Source organism: Ruegeria sp. SATB045, assembly GCF_059613525.1.
The window spans coordinates 52,394-64,799 of record NZ_JBXWSR010000027.1 but is presented as its reverse complement, the minus strand read 5'-3'; the positions used below and the strand labels follow the sequence as shown (position 1 = coordinate 64,799).

Sequence of the window (12,406 nt, the reverse complement as noted above, 5' to 3'; positions counted from 1 at the left end):
CGAATTGGCATAGACCGATTTTCTGCGCGTTGCCCATTCACTTTTCTTACGATATGGCTGTCTCAACCCTTATGGACCAGACACCCATGACCCGTATTTCGCATATCGAACTGGACGACCGAAACCTGCCTCCGCCGACGCCTGAGATCGAACAGGAGCGCAAGGTCGCGATCTATGATCTGCTTGAGGACAACAGCTTCGCGCTGCCCAAACGCGATGACCGTGTCGTGCCTGATGGCCCCTACCACCTGCAGTTGTCGATCCGCGACAAACGGTTGGTTTTTGACGTTGCCACTGAGGCCGAAGAAAAGGCGGCCGAGTTTCACCTTTCGCTGGGGCCCTTCAAGCAAGTGGTCAAAGACTATTTCCAGATTTGCGAAAGCTATTTTGATGCGGTGAAGTCGTTGCCGCCCAGTCAGATCGAAACCATCGACATGGCGCGGCGCGGCATACACAACGAAGGCAGCCGAGTCTTGCAGGAAAGGCTTGATGGCAAGGCCGAAGTGGACACCGATACCGCCCGCCGCCTGTTCACGCTGATTTGCGTATTGCACTTTGGGGGCTGACGGGTGACGTCTCTGCCGCAGTCCATTCTGTTCTGTTGCGACCACAACTCGGTTCGGTCCCCGATGGCCGAAGGCATCATGAAAAAGTTCTACGGCACCGGTACCTATGTGCAATCTGCCGGTGTCCATAACGATCTGGAGATCGACGGTTTCTGCGTCGCCGTCTGCCAGGAAATCGGCGTTGAGCTTTCGCGACACAGGTCGCGTTCCTTCGACGAGATGCAGGAATGGGGCGATGACCTCAGCTCGTTCGACCTGATCGTCGCGTTGTCACCCGCCAGCCAAAGGCGAGCGTTGGATTTGACCCGTATTTTTCATCTGGATGTCGATTATTGGCCAATAATGGACCCTACCGGACTGGGCGAAAGTCGTGAAGACAAGCTAACTCACTACCGACAGACCCGCGATCAGATCATCAAACATCTGAAGGACCGCTGGGGCGAACCGACGGAGTGACCATGAACCAGACCGTGAAAACCTATTTCGATGCCTTCAATGCAGGCGATGTCGATGGCATGTTGGCCTGCCTGTCCGATGACATTGCCCATCACGTCAATGAAGGGCAGATTCGTGTGGGAAAAGAAAAGTTTACCGCTTTCTGCGCCCATATGAACCGCTGCTACAGCGAGAACCTGACCGATATCGTGGTGTTCGACGCCGAAGGTGGAACCCGTGCTGCGGCGGAGTTCATCGTGAACGGCACCTATCTTGAAACAGACGAAGGCCTGCCCGAGGCGCATGGTCAAACCTACCGTCTGCCCGCCGGGTCGTTCTTTGACCTGAAGGACGGGAAAATCACCCGGGTCACTACCTTCTACAATCTGGCTGACTGGACCAAGCAGGTCTCGAATGGCTAAGGTCTCAGCGGTCCACCCCCTGACCGGAGCGGCGCTTGAGGCCGCGCTGGACGATGTGGCCCGGTTGCGCATCAAGGTGTTTCACGCTTGGCCCTATCTCTATGATGGGGATCTGGGCTATGAGCGGAAATACCTGCAAGCCTACCGCGACAGTGCCCGATCCATCGTGGTAGGGGCCTTTGACGGCGACCGTCTGATCGGGGCCTCGACCGGCGCGCCGCTGGCCGATCATGCCGAAGATTTTGCTGCGGCCTTTGACGGGTCAGGTGTGGGTTTGTCGGATGTTTTCTATTGCGCCGAATCTGTTCTGCTGCCGGACTACCGGGGGCAGGGTGTTGGTCATAAATTCTTCGATCAACGCGAAGCCCATGCGCGCGCTTTGGGCTGTACGAAATGCGCCTTTTGCAGTGTGCAGCGCCCTGTCGACCATCCGATGCGACCAGAAAGCTATAGGCCTTTGGATGCGTTCTGGCGGGCACGCGGGTATGAACCCTTACCCGGTGTCGTGGCGCAGTTTTCGTGGAAGGATATCGGAGAAGACGGTGAGACGCAGAAACCGTTGCAGTTCTGGATCAGGGATCTGAACGCGTAGCTGCGCCTTTCGGTCTCAGCGTGTCTGTTTGCGGCTGAGAAGGCCGTACTTCACCGCCCATCCGCGAAAGGACCGGCGTTTGGGTTTTTCCAGTCGAACCTCGGATTTTGCTTGTGCCCCGCCTTTGCGATTGAATTCGAATACGTCAATGACACGTTCGGCGCAGCCGCAGGCCTCGCCCATACCGACCTTGGCGAAATAGAACTTTTCGAAGCTTTCGGGGTTTTGCATGGTTATCCTCCTGACCCTATTGAACCAAGTCTGGGCCGGTCAGCCAATTCACTTTCTCGTCGGGTCTCGGCGGGGTCTATACATATCGCGCGATCCTGTCCTAGGGTCGCGCCAATACAATGCTAAAGGACGCAGCCCATGAAAGTCGCAACCGCCGCCTATGACCTCGATTGGCTCGACAGTTGGGCGCAGTATGAGGACAAGATGGACCACTGGGTGGCAGAGGCCGCCGGGCAGGGGGCCGAGTTGCTGGTCTTCCCCGAATATGGCGCGATGGAGCTGTCGACGTTGGACGGGACCGATGTGGCAGGCGATCTGGAACGTTCGATCCGCGCCGTGTCGGATCGGATGGTCGATACGCAGGCCCTACATCAACGGCTGGCGCGGGAATATGGCACTTATATCCTGGGCGCGTCCGCTCCGGTTGTGGATGGGCCGGGTCGCCCGGTGAACCGCGCGGCGCTTTATGCACCCGATGGCCAGCAGGATCACCAAGACAAGCAAATCATGACCCGGTTCGAGCGCGAGGCTTGGGACATCGCCCCCGGCGGCCCGTTGAAACTGTTCGACACCAAGCTGGGCAAGATCGGTGTTCTGATCTGCTATGACAGCGAATTCCCCTTGCTGGGTCGCGCGCTGAGTGACGCGGACCTGATCCTTGTACCTTCATGCACCGAGGCGCTCTCGGGCTATTGGCGGGTGCGGATCGGCGCGATGGCGCGCGCGCTGGAAAACCAGTGTGTGACGGTCATGGCCTCGCTGGTCGGCAAGAACGAGTGGTCCGAGGCCGTGGATATGAACACAGGCACCGGTGGCGTCTTTGGCCCGCCGGACAAAGGGTTTCCCGGCACCGGCGTATTGGCCGAAGGACAGTTGAACCAGCCCGGCTGGACCTACGCCGATATCGACCTGTCGGCTATTGCCGAGGTCCGCGCTGATGGCCATGTGCTGAACCGAACCCATTGGGATGAGCAAACGCCCCGAGTCGAATCGGTCACAATCTCTGCTCTTTCGTGATTCCGGCCTTGAAATAAGCCCGAAATAGGCTCATTTAAGCGCACATCCTCGCAGATTCTGCGAGTGCAACGTAAATGTGGAGACAACATGGCCAAGGAAGATACGCTCGAATTTCCCGGTGTCGTGAAGGAACTCCTGCCTAATGCGACGTTTCGGGTCGAGCTGGAAAACGGCCATGAGATCATCGCACATACGGCAGGCAAGATGCGCAAGAACCGCATCCGGGTTCTGGCTGGCGACAAAGTTCAGGTCGAGATGACCCCCTATGATCTGACCAAGGGTCGGATCAACTACCGTTTCAAGTAACGCCTTTTCTCATGGCGTTTATCCTCGGATCGGGCAGCCCTAGGCGGCTGGACCTGTTGGCCCAGCTTGGCGTGCAGCCCGATGCGATCCGCCCCCCTGACATCGACGAAACGCCCCTGAAGGGCGAGCTTCCGGTTCCCTATTGCAGCCGCATCACGCGCGAAAAAGTGCAGGCGGTGCAAGCGGATGGCGACGATATCACGCTGTGTGCGGATACCACCGTGGCGCTGGGTCGTCGTATTCTGGGCAAGCCCGAAAATGCAGACCAAGCGGCCGAGTTTCTGCACGCCCTGTCCGGGCGTCGCCACCGGGTAATTACCTCGGTCGCGGTGCGACGCGGGGATCGGGTGCTGCAACGCGACGTGGTCTCACAGGTCAAGGTCAAACGTCTATCGGATGTTGAGATCAACGCCTATCTGGCGACAGGAGACTGGCAAGGAAAGGCGGGCGCATACGCTATCCAAGGCCCCGCTGGCGCGTTCATCCCGTGGATTTCGGGCTCGTTCACCGGTATCGTGGGTCTGCCCCTGTCTGAAACCGCCGCCCTTTTGCAAGGCATCGGCTATCCCCTATATCGTGAGGTCTCATGAAGGGTCGCACTATCGTTCTGGATCACATCAACGATCGCGAGGCGGCCGCGTTGATGGTCGACGGCAAGTTGGATGATTTCCTGATCGCCGCCGATGCGCCTGCACCGGGCACAATCTACCGTGCTCGCGCAGATCGGCCCGTAAAAGGGCAGGGCGGCATGTTCCTGTCCACGCCCGACGGCCCCGCGTTTCTGCGGCAGGTCAAGGGGCTTGCCCCCGGTGCGCTGCTGCTGGTGCAGGTGACTGGCTATGCCGAGCCGGGCAAAGCCCTGCCCGTGACCGATCGTGTCCTGTTCAAAAGCCGCTATGCGATTGTCACCCCCGACGCGCCGGGCCTGAACATCTCGCGCTCGATCCGCGATGAGGATGAGCGTGACCGCCTGCTTGAGATCGCGCACGAGGTGATGGAAGGCAGTGATTACGGCCTGATCCTGCGCTCGTGCTGCGCGGGTGAGGATGCGGGTGAGATTGCTGAAGATATCAGCACCATGCTGGCCCACGCGGACGCTGTAGTGAATGACCCCGGAACCGAGCCGGAACTGCTGCTTGAAGGCGACGGGCCTCATGTTCTGGCCTGGCGTGACTGGACCGACCCGGCCGAGGTCGAAACCCGCGCAGGTAGTTTCGGCACCCATGGCGTGCTGGAGGCATTGGACACGGCCCGCGGTATCTCTGAGCCTTTGTCTGGCGGAGGGCGCCTCTACATTCAGCCTACACGCGCATTGGTCGCCGTCGATGTTAACACTGGTGCCGATACATCTCTGGCGGCGGGTACGAAGGCCAACTTTGCCTGCGCCAAAGCGCTTGCCCGCGCCTTGCGTGTGCGGGGTTTAGGAGGGCAGATCACGCTTGACCTGGCGCCGATGCCCAAGAAGGACCGCAGAGGATTCGAATCCGCGCTACGCTCGGCCTTCAAGACCGACCCGATCGAAACCACACTGGCAGGCTGGACGCCGCTAGGGCATTTTGAATTGCAGCGCAGACGGGCTCGGTTGCCGCTGAGCGAGGTGCTGAAATGACCTGTCCGATTTGTGCTGAAGACACTGTTCAGGCGTACCGCCCGTTTTGCTCAAAACGTTGTGCCGATCTGGACCTTGCCAAGTGGTTGAACGGTTCATATGCGGTCCCGTCTCAGAGGGAGGAAGACGTTGAGGCCGATGTTGAGGGCGAAGAAACCGCTCATTCGCGTCCGCATTGAAAAAATGTAAAAAAGGCTCTGGACACTGCCAGTGGCAAGTCATAGAACGCCTCCACCCAGCGGCAGCAGCCGTTCCCGTGCCCGGGTAGCTCAGGGGTAGAGCAGTGGATTGAAAATCCTCGTGTCGGTGGTTCGATTCCGCCCCCGGGCACCATTCCCAACAGGTAAGCTACTGTTTCCCTTCAGCTTTAACTGGAGCTGACCAAGGGCGTAGTACATGCTGGAGAACAAAACCGTTCCCTTCTCATTTGTGAAAGCAGGGGTCTTCTACTTCACACGACGGGTCCCGAAGGACGTCGATCACCACTATACCACCGGAAAAATATCCTTCTCGCTCCGGACAAGATCAGCGGCGGTCGCAAAGTCCCGAGCGCAAAGAGCTGCTCAGCAACTGGATGAACACTGGTATCACCTACGCATCCAAGACGTAGACCTACCGGGTAAGCATCTTCTGAGGATGGGAGCTGCCGCCGAGCTTGGGTCTTCGATGTCATGCAGCGATCAAGCCAGCGTTGACGCTGTAATGCTCTCAGAAGCCGTGTCAGTCTATCTGCAGCTGAAGGGGCAAGGACGTCCAATCACCTTCCACAGGGCTGCTGAGCGGTCGTGTGGCTACGTCTTGGATGTCTGCGGGGACAAAGACATCAGAAGCTATTCCAAGGCGGATGCCAATGCGTTTCGCGACGAGCTGGTGAAGCGAGAATTGGCGGGTAGCAGTATCACCCGCATCTTTGGGACAGTCAGATCAGTCATCAATTTCGCTGCTTCTGAAGCCGGTATCACACTGACCAACCCATTCGCTGGTGTGTACTACGACAGAAGTGCCGGTGTCGAAGATCGTGAACCTATGCCAATCGAAGCGATCCGCTCTCTGCAATCCAAATGCCGGTCCCTTGATGATGACTTGCGATGGCTGGTTGCTCTGGTCTCGGACACAGGTATGCGACTTGCAGAAGCTGCGGGTTTGCTCAAAGAGGATTTCGATCTGAATGACCCAGTGCCTCACGTAGTTGTCCAAGAGCATCCTTGGCGTCGGCTGAAGACATCAGGTAGCAACCGAAAGGTGCCTCTGGTCGGGGCGTCACTATGGGCCGCCAAGCGCTTGCTCTCTGAGAACGCTGACAGCCAGTTCGCTTTTCCCCGCTACAACAAATCGAAAACCACGAACGCTAATTCTGCCAGTGTCGCGCTGAATAAATGGATGAAGCCATATGTACCGAACCGTTGCACTATGCACAGCTTTCGTCATTCGATGCGTGACAGGCTTCGCGCTGTCGAGTGTCCGTCTGACATCGTCGACCAGATAGGCGGTTGGCAAACCGAAGGCGTAGGGCATGGATATGGTAAGGGTTATCCGCTTGAAGTGCTGAGCAAATGGCTGAAAGCAACGGCATAGCTCCAGCATGTACTACGCCCTTGGTCAGCTCCAGTTAAAGCTGAAGGGAAACAGTAGCTTACCTGTTGGGAATGGTGCCCGGGGGCGGTGTTCTGTTCCCGTTACAGGCACCTTCTTCAGGTCTCCCGTCAGCAAAGTAAGGGGTATCGCGACAGCCAAGCCAAGGTCAACAGGCGCGTTGTGTACTACGGTTTGTGCTACGGCGGCTCGAAGACCCCACGCATGGGCGGTTCCAGTGCGGTTCCCGGGGGCGTACTCACATTGCTTGTGCTGGAGCTGTGAACATAGTTGTTTGCTGGTGGGCTGGGTTGCATAGAGGCCATGGGGGGAAGTGCGAACGCCCCGATATATGTTGAGGCGCTCACATTTTTCTGGCTCAAACATCCGCAATGAAGCAGGGGCCTTGTGCAAGGCCGATACCTCCCCACGTCATTGCGAAAGCATTGCGGTATCCAGCGTTACCTGCGGTGACTTCCTCAATCCCCATTTTTGCCAACCCGAGCTTGAAGGTTTCGTGGTTGCGGATGCGGCGTCGGAAGTTGGAAGCGTCATAGCCAAGAGCGGATCGCAGTTCGGTGAACGGCAGCGTCCCTTCAGGATAGCCATCGAAGAACCTCTCGATGTAGGTCAACGCTTCTTGAACCTTGCCTTTGGGCTTGCTCTTGCCGGGCTTCCAGGACCTGATAGCGCAGCCGGGGAAAATCTTGGGTATTAGCTTACGAATGCCTGACCGCTTCGGGGCGATGATGTAGGCGTTGCAGGGACCACACTCAGAGCCACTGCCCAGCCTGACTGAGGATCGACACAAAGCCTGCAGGATGTGGTGCATGTGTTCTCCTGCCGCCATCTCTTCCACGAGGGTCTTGGATACCTCCTGATCATTCGCGATGCCGCAGTAGTATCGCGCTTTCACCTCATAGTCCGTCTCCGGGTGGTTGTTCATACCCGCCAATATGACGTTCTGGACATGGCGGTACTCGTTCGTTCCCTGATGCTTGCCCCAGTTGAGGAAGCTGACACGGTCGGGGTTTGAACTGAGCAGCCCCCTGATCCGATCGGGAATGGCGCCCTTCTTGACCCCCTTGTGATACACAACCAGCCAAGGCTCCTCGGGCTTGCTGTCGATCAGTTGGGCGACCTCCTGAGCCAGAGAAAAGCCTCAGATGACGGCAGTGAGCCCAAAGCGGACACCAAAACACTAAGATCTATCTCGCTCAGCCCCCCCCCAGACGCCAAACAAATAGCTGTACCACAATGTGCCACCCCTAGCGACCTCTAGTACGAAAAATTAGGGATCGGGTAGAGGCGGGATGGTGCGTAGATACATCACGATAGCCTCAAGGTCTTCGGGCGCCATTGTCGCATAGTAGGCGTAACCCATCGGCGGTTGCATTTGTGTCCCGTCTGGGCGTTCACCCGAAACGATCATGGTTTTCAGCTCTTGATCCGTATATCCGATCAACCCATCTTCGTGGCTGGTGATATTGGGAGCGACGGATACCCCCCACGGTCCATGGAACTCGAACCCACCTGCGCCAAGATGAGTTTCGAACATAGGACCCTTGGGGCCGAATGTCGTATGGCATTCCGTGCAATGCGCGACTGGCCCTGCGAGATATGCGCCATATTCGACAGTTGCGCCTTGTGGTGGCGCTGAAACGGTATCAATCGGCGGACCGTAGTCCGGAGGAAGTGGAAAGCCATACGTTGAACCGGGCGTCTCATTGCCACTCGAAGGCATTGTTCTTAGAAACATAACCATCGACATGACGTCGTCGTCACTAAGGCCGCGATATAAGCCGATCGGCATAGGCGGCCCTATGACCGTACCATCTGGACGAATACCTTCGCGTATCGCTCGGGCAAGCTCTTCGTCACTCCAATCCGCAACCCGGCTACCGGGTGTTATGTTGACAGCCCAGGCCTCCATCATGTCGTTCTTTTCAACCATCATACCGCCCAACTCGTTGGACATATCAGGCCCACTTGGTCCTTGAGGTGTATGGCAATTTCCGCACGCCGCAGGACCACGGACGAGGTATTCACCACGTTCCAAACTCGGTTCGGACATCGCCGCAAACGGAAAAGAAATAGCTGAAATAGCTATGATTAGTTTATGCATAATTTGTCCCCCCAACGTTGGGTGTGAACCGGTCAACAATAAAATACTCTTTTAAAGTCCCAACAATTTGAAATCATACATTACTTTGAGAAAATCCAAAAACTTTGCCGCTCCACTTTCGCTTCATTAACGAAACTTCCGTTTGATCTGCAGGCAAAAAGTGATTTGTAGAGTTCTTTCCAACCTCCTGAAGCCGATTGCATAGGGCGAGCTTTCACCCATGATGAATGCCATCAGGAGGTTGGATTTAGGTAAGCCTAATTTGTGCGGGCTGGTCCTAGTCCCGCATTGGCGACAACCAAACCAAGTTCTTCGTCTGAAACCGATCCAGAATACTTGTCCCGCGGAGGCATAGGTCTGGTTTTCCAATGTGGTTCAAACGTGAAGCTGGACATTTTTCGACCGTCCACCAAAGCACCGTTCCCTGCGCCCAGTGCGTAATCATAATATAGTTTAAGAATCTCTTCTTCCGTCACCTGATCAGTCGCTGCGTGTTTCAAACAGGCAGCTCTCCATTTTTTGACACGGGCATAATCGTCGCCAATCGGCAATTCGAAATCCTCATAGTAGTCAAGAAACCAAAAACGCTTGAATACCGGCGTAAAAACCGCCTCTGCTAATCCGAATTCATCAAATAAGAATACCCCGTCCGGATTGTGGGCAAGCAGGAAGTCGTTGAGATCGCGGTACAGTGCAAGCAGCTTTTCGTTGTGCGCATCTTTCTGCCCTTGGTCCTGGTTCATGACATAGACATAGCCTGCCATCGTGAATGGACCCTCCTTGGCAATCAACATAGACTCCACTGCATGTTCGCCGGGGTCAGAGCGCCGTAGTTTTGGCCCCTCAAGTACTTCATCAAGGTAACGAAGAATAACCAGACTTTCCTTTACAATCTGACCTTCTGCGGTTTCGAGAACTGGAAGCGCCGTTGTTCCTCGTGTTTTTCTTAGAAGCTCTGGATCGCGAGGTTTCGTGATGTCCACGACGCGGAATTCAACTGCATCTTGCAGACCTCGAAGTGCCAACAGAATCTCAAGACGCTGAGAAAAGGGGCATACAGGGATATGATAGACGGTATGCTTTGCCATATTGATTAATCCAGTGGAGAGCCGATGAAGGTCACGTCGTGTTGCAACCACTTTAGGCTAAGGATTGTTTGCCACAAAGAAAAAGCCTGCAATGTCTTCAAAGTAGACATCTGCCACGATTTAGAAAATGACCGCATCGAGCCTCGAACGGGCTTCTTTACGTCTCATTAATCCGGCAATCCTGCGGCTTTCAGGCCCGCCACAATCTTTAGTCTGTGCTCTTCCTTTGCATAGGGCAATTGGGAATTCAGCGTGGATACCGTAGCTACAGGGATCAATTCGAGAAGTATCGAACCGGCTTCCTCTGCTTCTTGTAATTTTCCCTGCGCCGTTCTTACCGCCGACAAAAATATATAGTTCATAGGAAACTGAGGCGCGTTTCGTATTGCTGCCTGCAAGTGTTCGATAGCTTCTTCATAACGGTCAAGCTGCAACATTAGGTGACCATAATTAAGAAGGTAAATGGGCGGAGTATGTGGTTCTAGCCGCATAGCCCGGTCCATTGGCGCAATTGCCAACTCCGGTGTTCCCGCGTAGATAAGTGAAGAAGCCTGCCACAGATGTCCATCAGAGGAATTAGGGTCCAATGATAAGGCTGTTTCATGCTCAGAAAGAGCTCTTTCGAACCCATCGCCCCACATATGCATCCAACCCAGAAACGCGTGGGCGGCAGCAAGGTTTGGGTCTATCTTGGCGGCACGTTCGGCCTCAGCCAATGCTTCGTCGAACGCATTGTGGTGGCTGTTCCACTTGAAGAACCAAGCATGGAATTTTAAGTAGCTTCTAACGGCCATAGCATAGGCGAAGTTTGGGTCAGCTTCTAAAGCTTTGGTGAATATTACCTGCGCTTCGGCGTTGGCTTGCGGACCCGGTTCACGATAGCGCAGTCGGCCTTTGAGAAACCAGTCACGCGCTTCAGTGTTTTTTGTGTATTGACTGCCAAGACGATTTTCCTCGCCTTCCCGCAATTGTATAGACAGCGCGTCGACAATTTCTCTTGTAATCTCGTCTTGCAGGTCAAAAATATCTTCCAGCGTTCCGTCTCTGCGATTGGCCCAGACGTGACTTCCATTCGCTGTTTCAATTAACTGAGCGTTCATGCGAACCCGGTTGCCTGCCTTACGGATACTGCCCTCAAGAACATAGTGCACACCCAACTCCTTGCCGACGCGTCTCAGATCTACTGCCTTGCCTTTGTAAACAAAAGAAGAGTTGCGACCGATAACTAACAAGCCAGACAATTTTGAGAGGTCGGTGATCAGGTCCTCTGTCATGCCGTCTGCGAAGTACTCCTGCTCGGCATCGCCTGACATATTGTCAAATGGCAAAACAGCTAAAGACGGAATGTCTGGCAGGCGAGGGGCCGAAATTAGTTCTGAATCCGATGTGGGCTTTTGAATAGTTTTGACATCATTCGCCTCGCCCACCCATTTCCAGACGCGGATTGGCTCAACGATGTTTTTAACTAGCTGGTCACCCGCGTCTTGAAAATGCACATTCAGGCGGTGCTTGATTTGTTCATGGACTGACGCCGAAATGCAAATCCCGCCAGGATCGGAAAGTGTCTCCAACCTTGAGGCCACGTTGACCCCATCGCCATGAATGTCGTCGCCTTCCACGACGACGTCACCGATATTGATGCCGACGCGAAAAATAATCTCCTCATCAACTGGGAAGTTTCCGTTGCGTGAATGGATGGATTTTTGAATATCGTAGGCGCATGAAACCGCGTCGACAGCGCTTGCAAACTCCGTCAGTACTCCGTCGCCCATCCATTTGACCACTCGACCTTCGTGTTTTGCAAAGGCGGGCTCGATGACGTTTTGCCGTAGTTCGCGCAAGTGCTCTAACGTCCGTTCTTCATTCGCGCGGACGAGGTGCGAGTAACCCACGACATCTGCTGCAAATATTGCAGCAAGTCTTCGTTTCATGCACGCCCCTCCCTAAACAGGGTAGATTAGACTCACCAACAACTGAAATCCAGTTTTTGATTGTATCTCCCGCTCAACAAGATTGCGGCGGCTAAGCTAAACACTATCGGCAACTATTGGTTCTTGAAGCAACAATGCCGTGAGAGAATTTTCATCCAGCGCCGCTGCTATAGCGCGATGTAATAACCAGAAACTACAACGTGTTTTCGAGCTGGAGGCCGCATTGATATGTTCTGGTGTGCACCGAATTAGTCACGCATTTTCAGTGCAGTGAAAGTTGTGTCGATGAGTGTCGGCTTTGTCCGCAAAGCGGTCGCTCATGCCGAGTGTAGCGAATGTCTGCTTCGAGCCCCGAAGCGGCCAAAGCGCTGAGCCGTGCGTTAATGGCAAGTCGGGCGGGTCAATGTTGGGCGATGCTCGGATCCAGCTGGTTACAAAAACGAAGAGAGCCATTGATCCAGATCGCGTGCCACCGCATCTTTGTAGGGAACCAGTGAACCGAACGCACAGAG

General features: G+C 55.2%; 15 protein-coding genes and 1 tRNA gene. 11 read left to right on the top strand and 5 right to left on the bottom strand.

All coding sequences use genetic code 11. The features are described 5' to 3' along the window. The first annotated feature begins 86 nt into the window (after positions 1-86). Genes AC2FNR_RS14850 through AC2FNR_RS14835 form a run of 4 tightly spaced genes read left to right on the top strand, consistent with a single transcriptional unit; the run spans position 87 to position 2,015 of the window. Positions 87-566, top strand: a complete 480-nt coding sequence (locus AC2FNR_RS14850) for a UPF0262 family protein (RefSeq protein ID WP_170353926.1) — start codon at positions 87-89, stop codon at positions 564-566. 3 nt (positions 567-569) lie between these two features. Continuing rightward, positions 570-1,022: an arsenate-mycothiol transferase ArsC gene (locus tag AC2FNR_RS14845; protein WP_170353273.1), complete on the top strand. Its 453-nt coding sequence runs from the start codon at positions 570-572 to the stop codon at positions 1,020-1,022. A gap of 2 nt (positions 1,023-1,024) precedes the next feature. Continuing rightward, a complete protein-coding gene (locus AC2FNR_RS14840; protein ID WP_496849749.1) occupies positions 1,025-1,423 on the top strand; it encodes a ketosteroid isomerase-related protein in 399 nt (132 codons plus the stop codon). After that, positions 1,416-2,015, top strand: a complete 600-nt coding sequence (locus AC2FNR_RS14835; protein ID WP_496849747.1) for a GNAT family N-acetyltransferase — start codon at positions 1,416-1,418, stop codon at positions 2,013-2,015. The genes AC2FNR_RS14840 and AC2FNR_RS14835 overlap by 8 nt, the downstream gene beginning before the upstream one ends. Positions 2,016-2,030: 15 nt before the next feature. On the opposite strand, the gene AC2FNR_RS14830 is transcribed toward AC2FNR_RS14835, so the two are convergent. Further along, a complete protein-coding gene (locus AC2FNR_RS14830) occupies positions 2,031-2,246 on the bottom strand; it encodes a hypothetical protein (protein WP_496849745.1) in 216 nt (71 codons plus the stop codon). A 138-nt stretch (positions 2,247-2,384) separates the two neighbouring features. On the opposite strand from AC2FNR_RS14830, the gene AC2FNR_RS14825 reads away from it, so the two are divergent. From AC2FNR_RS14825 to AC2FNR_RS14795, 7 genes are all read left to right on the top strand, one after another. Continuing rightward, a complete protein-coding gene (locus AC2FNR_RS14825) occupies positions 2,385-3,263 on the top strand; it encodes a carbon-nitrogen hydrolase family protein (protein WP_496849744.1) in 879 nt (292 codons plus the stop codon). A gap of 87 nt (positions 3,264-3,350) precedes the next feature. Continuing rightward, the gene (gene infA, locus AC2FNR_RS14820; protein WP_005978431.1) at positions 3,351-3,569 is read left to right on the top strand and encodes a translation initiation factor IF-1; all 219 of its coding nucleotides are present in this window, start codon (positions 3,351-3,353) and stop codon (positions 3,567-3,569) included. Between the two features lie 11 nt (positions 3,570-3,580). Next, entirely contained in the window at positions 3,581-4,159 is a 579-nt protein-coding gene (locus tag AC2FNR_RS14815) for a Maf family protein (RefSeq protein ID WP_496849742.1), read from the top strand. Further along, on the top strand, positions 4,156-5,178 hold the full coding sequence (locus tag AC2FNR_RS14810) for a ribonuclease E/G (protein ID WP_496849740.1): 1,023 nt from the start codon (positions 4,156-4,158) through the stop codon (positions 5,176-5,178). Before AC2FNR_RS14815 ends, AC2FNR_RS14810 begins: the two co-directional genes overlap by 4 nt. Beyond that, complete coding sequence (locus tag AC2FNR_RS14805) at positions 5,175-5,357, top strand: DNA gyrase inhibitor YacG (RefSeq protein ID WP_170751457.1); 183 nt, start codon at positions 5,175-5,177, stop codon at positions 5,355-5,357. Before AC2FNR_RS14810 ends, AC2FNR_RS14805 begins: the two co-directional genes overlap by 4 nt. Before the next feature lie 79 nt (positions 5,358-5,436). Next, positions 5,437-5,511, top strand: a tRNA-Phe gene (locus AC2FNR_RS14800). Between the two features lie 63 nt (positions 5,512-5,574). After that, a complete protein-coding gene (locus tag AC2FNR_RS14795) occupies positions 5,575-6,753 on the top strand; it encodes a DUF6538 domain-containing protein (RefSeq protein WP_496849738.1) in 1,179 nt (392 codons plus the stop codon). Between the two features lie 376 nt (positions 6,754-7,129). On the opposite strand, the gene AC2FNR_RS14790 is transcribed toward AC2FNR_RS14795, so the two are convergent. From AC2FNR_RS14790 to AC2FNR_RS14775, 4 genes are all read right to left on the bottom strand, one after another. After that, positions 7,130-7,846, bottom strand: a complete 717-nt coding sequence (locus tag AC2FNR_RS14790; protein WP_496849736.1) for a hypothetical protein — start codon at positions 7,844-7,846, stop codon at positions 7,130-7,132. Positions 7,847-8,041: 195 nt separating this feature from the next. Further along, positions 8,042-8,728, bottom strand: a complete 687-nt coding sequence (locus AC2FNR_RS14785; protein ID WP_496849734.1) for a cytochrome C — start codon at positions 8,726-8,728, stop codon at positions 8,042-8,044. 404 nt (positions 8,729-9,132) lie between these two features. Continuing rightward, on the bottom strand, positions 9,133-9,963 hold the full coding sequence (locus tag AC2FNR_RS14780) for a glutathione S-transferase family protein (RefSeq protein WP_353391525.1): 831 nt from the start codon (positions 9,961-9,963) through the stop codon (positions 9,133-9,135). A 167-nt stretch (positions 9,964-10,130) separates the two neighbouring features. Then, a complete protein-coding gene (locus AC2FNR_RS14775; RefSeq protein ID WP_496849732.1) occupies positions 10,131-11,894 on the bottom strand; it encodes an adenylate/guanylate cyclase domain-containing protein in 1,764 nt (587 codons plus the stop codon). Positions 11,895-12,406: the final 512 nt, after the last annotated feature.

Excerpts from the sequence above, each read along its gene's own strand:
- AC2FNR_RS14850 (WP_170353926.1), top strand. The coding sequence starts at position 87 with ATGACCCGTATTTCGCATATCGAACTGGACGACCGAAACCTGCCTCCG.
- AC2FNR_RS14840 (WP_496849749.1), top strand. The coding sequence starts at position 1,025 with ATGAACCAGACCGTGAAAACCTATTTCGATGCCTTCAATGCAGGCGAT.
- AC2FNR_RS14835 (WP_496849747.1), top strand. The coding sequence starts at position 1,416 with ATGGCTAAGGTCTCAGCGGTCCACCCCCTGACCGGAGCGGCGCTTGAG.
- AC2FNR_RS14830 (WP_496849745.1), bottom strand. The coding sequence starts at position 2,246 with ATGCAAAACCCCGAAAGCTTCGAAAAGTTCTATTTCGCCAAGGTCGGT.
- AC2FNR_RS14825 (WP_496849744.1), top strand. The coding sequence starts at position 2,385 with ATGAAAGTCGCAACCGCCGCCTATGACCTCGATTGGCTCGACAGTTGG.
- infA (WP_005978431.1), top strand. The coding sequence starts at position 3,351 with ATGGCCAAGGAAGATACGCTCGAATTTCCCGGTGTCGTGAAGGAACTC.
- AC2FNR_RS14815 (WP_496849742.1), top strand. The coding sequence starts at position 3,581 with ATGGCGTTTATCCTCGGATCGGGCAGCCCTAGGCGGCTGGACCTGTTG.
- AC2FNR_RS14810 (WP_496849740.1), top strand. The coding sequence starts at position 4,156 with ATGAAGGGTCGCACTATCGTTCTGGATCACATCAACGATCGCGAGGCG.
- AC2FNR_RS14805 (WP_170751457.1), top strand. The coding sequence starts at position 5,175 with ATGACCTGTCCGATTTGTGCTGAAGACACTGTTCAGGCGTACCGCCCG.
- AC2FNR_RS14795 (WP_496849738.1), top strand. The coding sequence starts at position 5,575 with ATGCTGGAGAACAAAACCGTTCCCTTCTCATTTGTGAAAGCAGGGGTC.
- AC2FNR_RS14785 (WP_496849734.1), bottom strand. The coding sequence starts at position 8,728 with ATGTCCAACGAGTTGGGCGGTATGATGGTTGAAAAGAACGACATGATG.
- AC2FNR_RS14780 (WP_353391525.1), bottom strand. The coding sequence starts at position 9,963 with ATGGCAAAGCATACCGTCTATCATATCCCTGTATGCCCCTTTTCTCAG.
- AC2FNR_RS14775 (WP_496849732.1), bottom strand. The coding sequence starts at position 11,894 with ATGAAACGAAGACTTGCTGCAATATTTGCAGCAGATGTCGTGGGTTAC.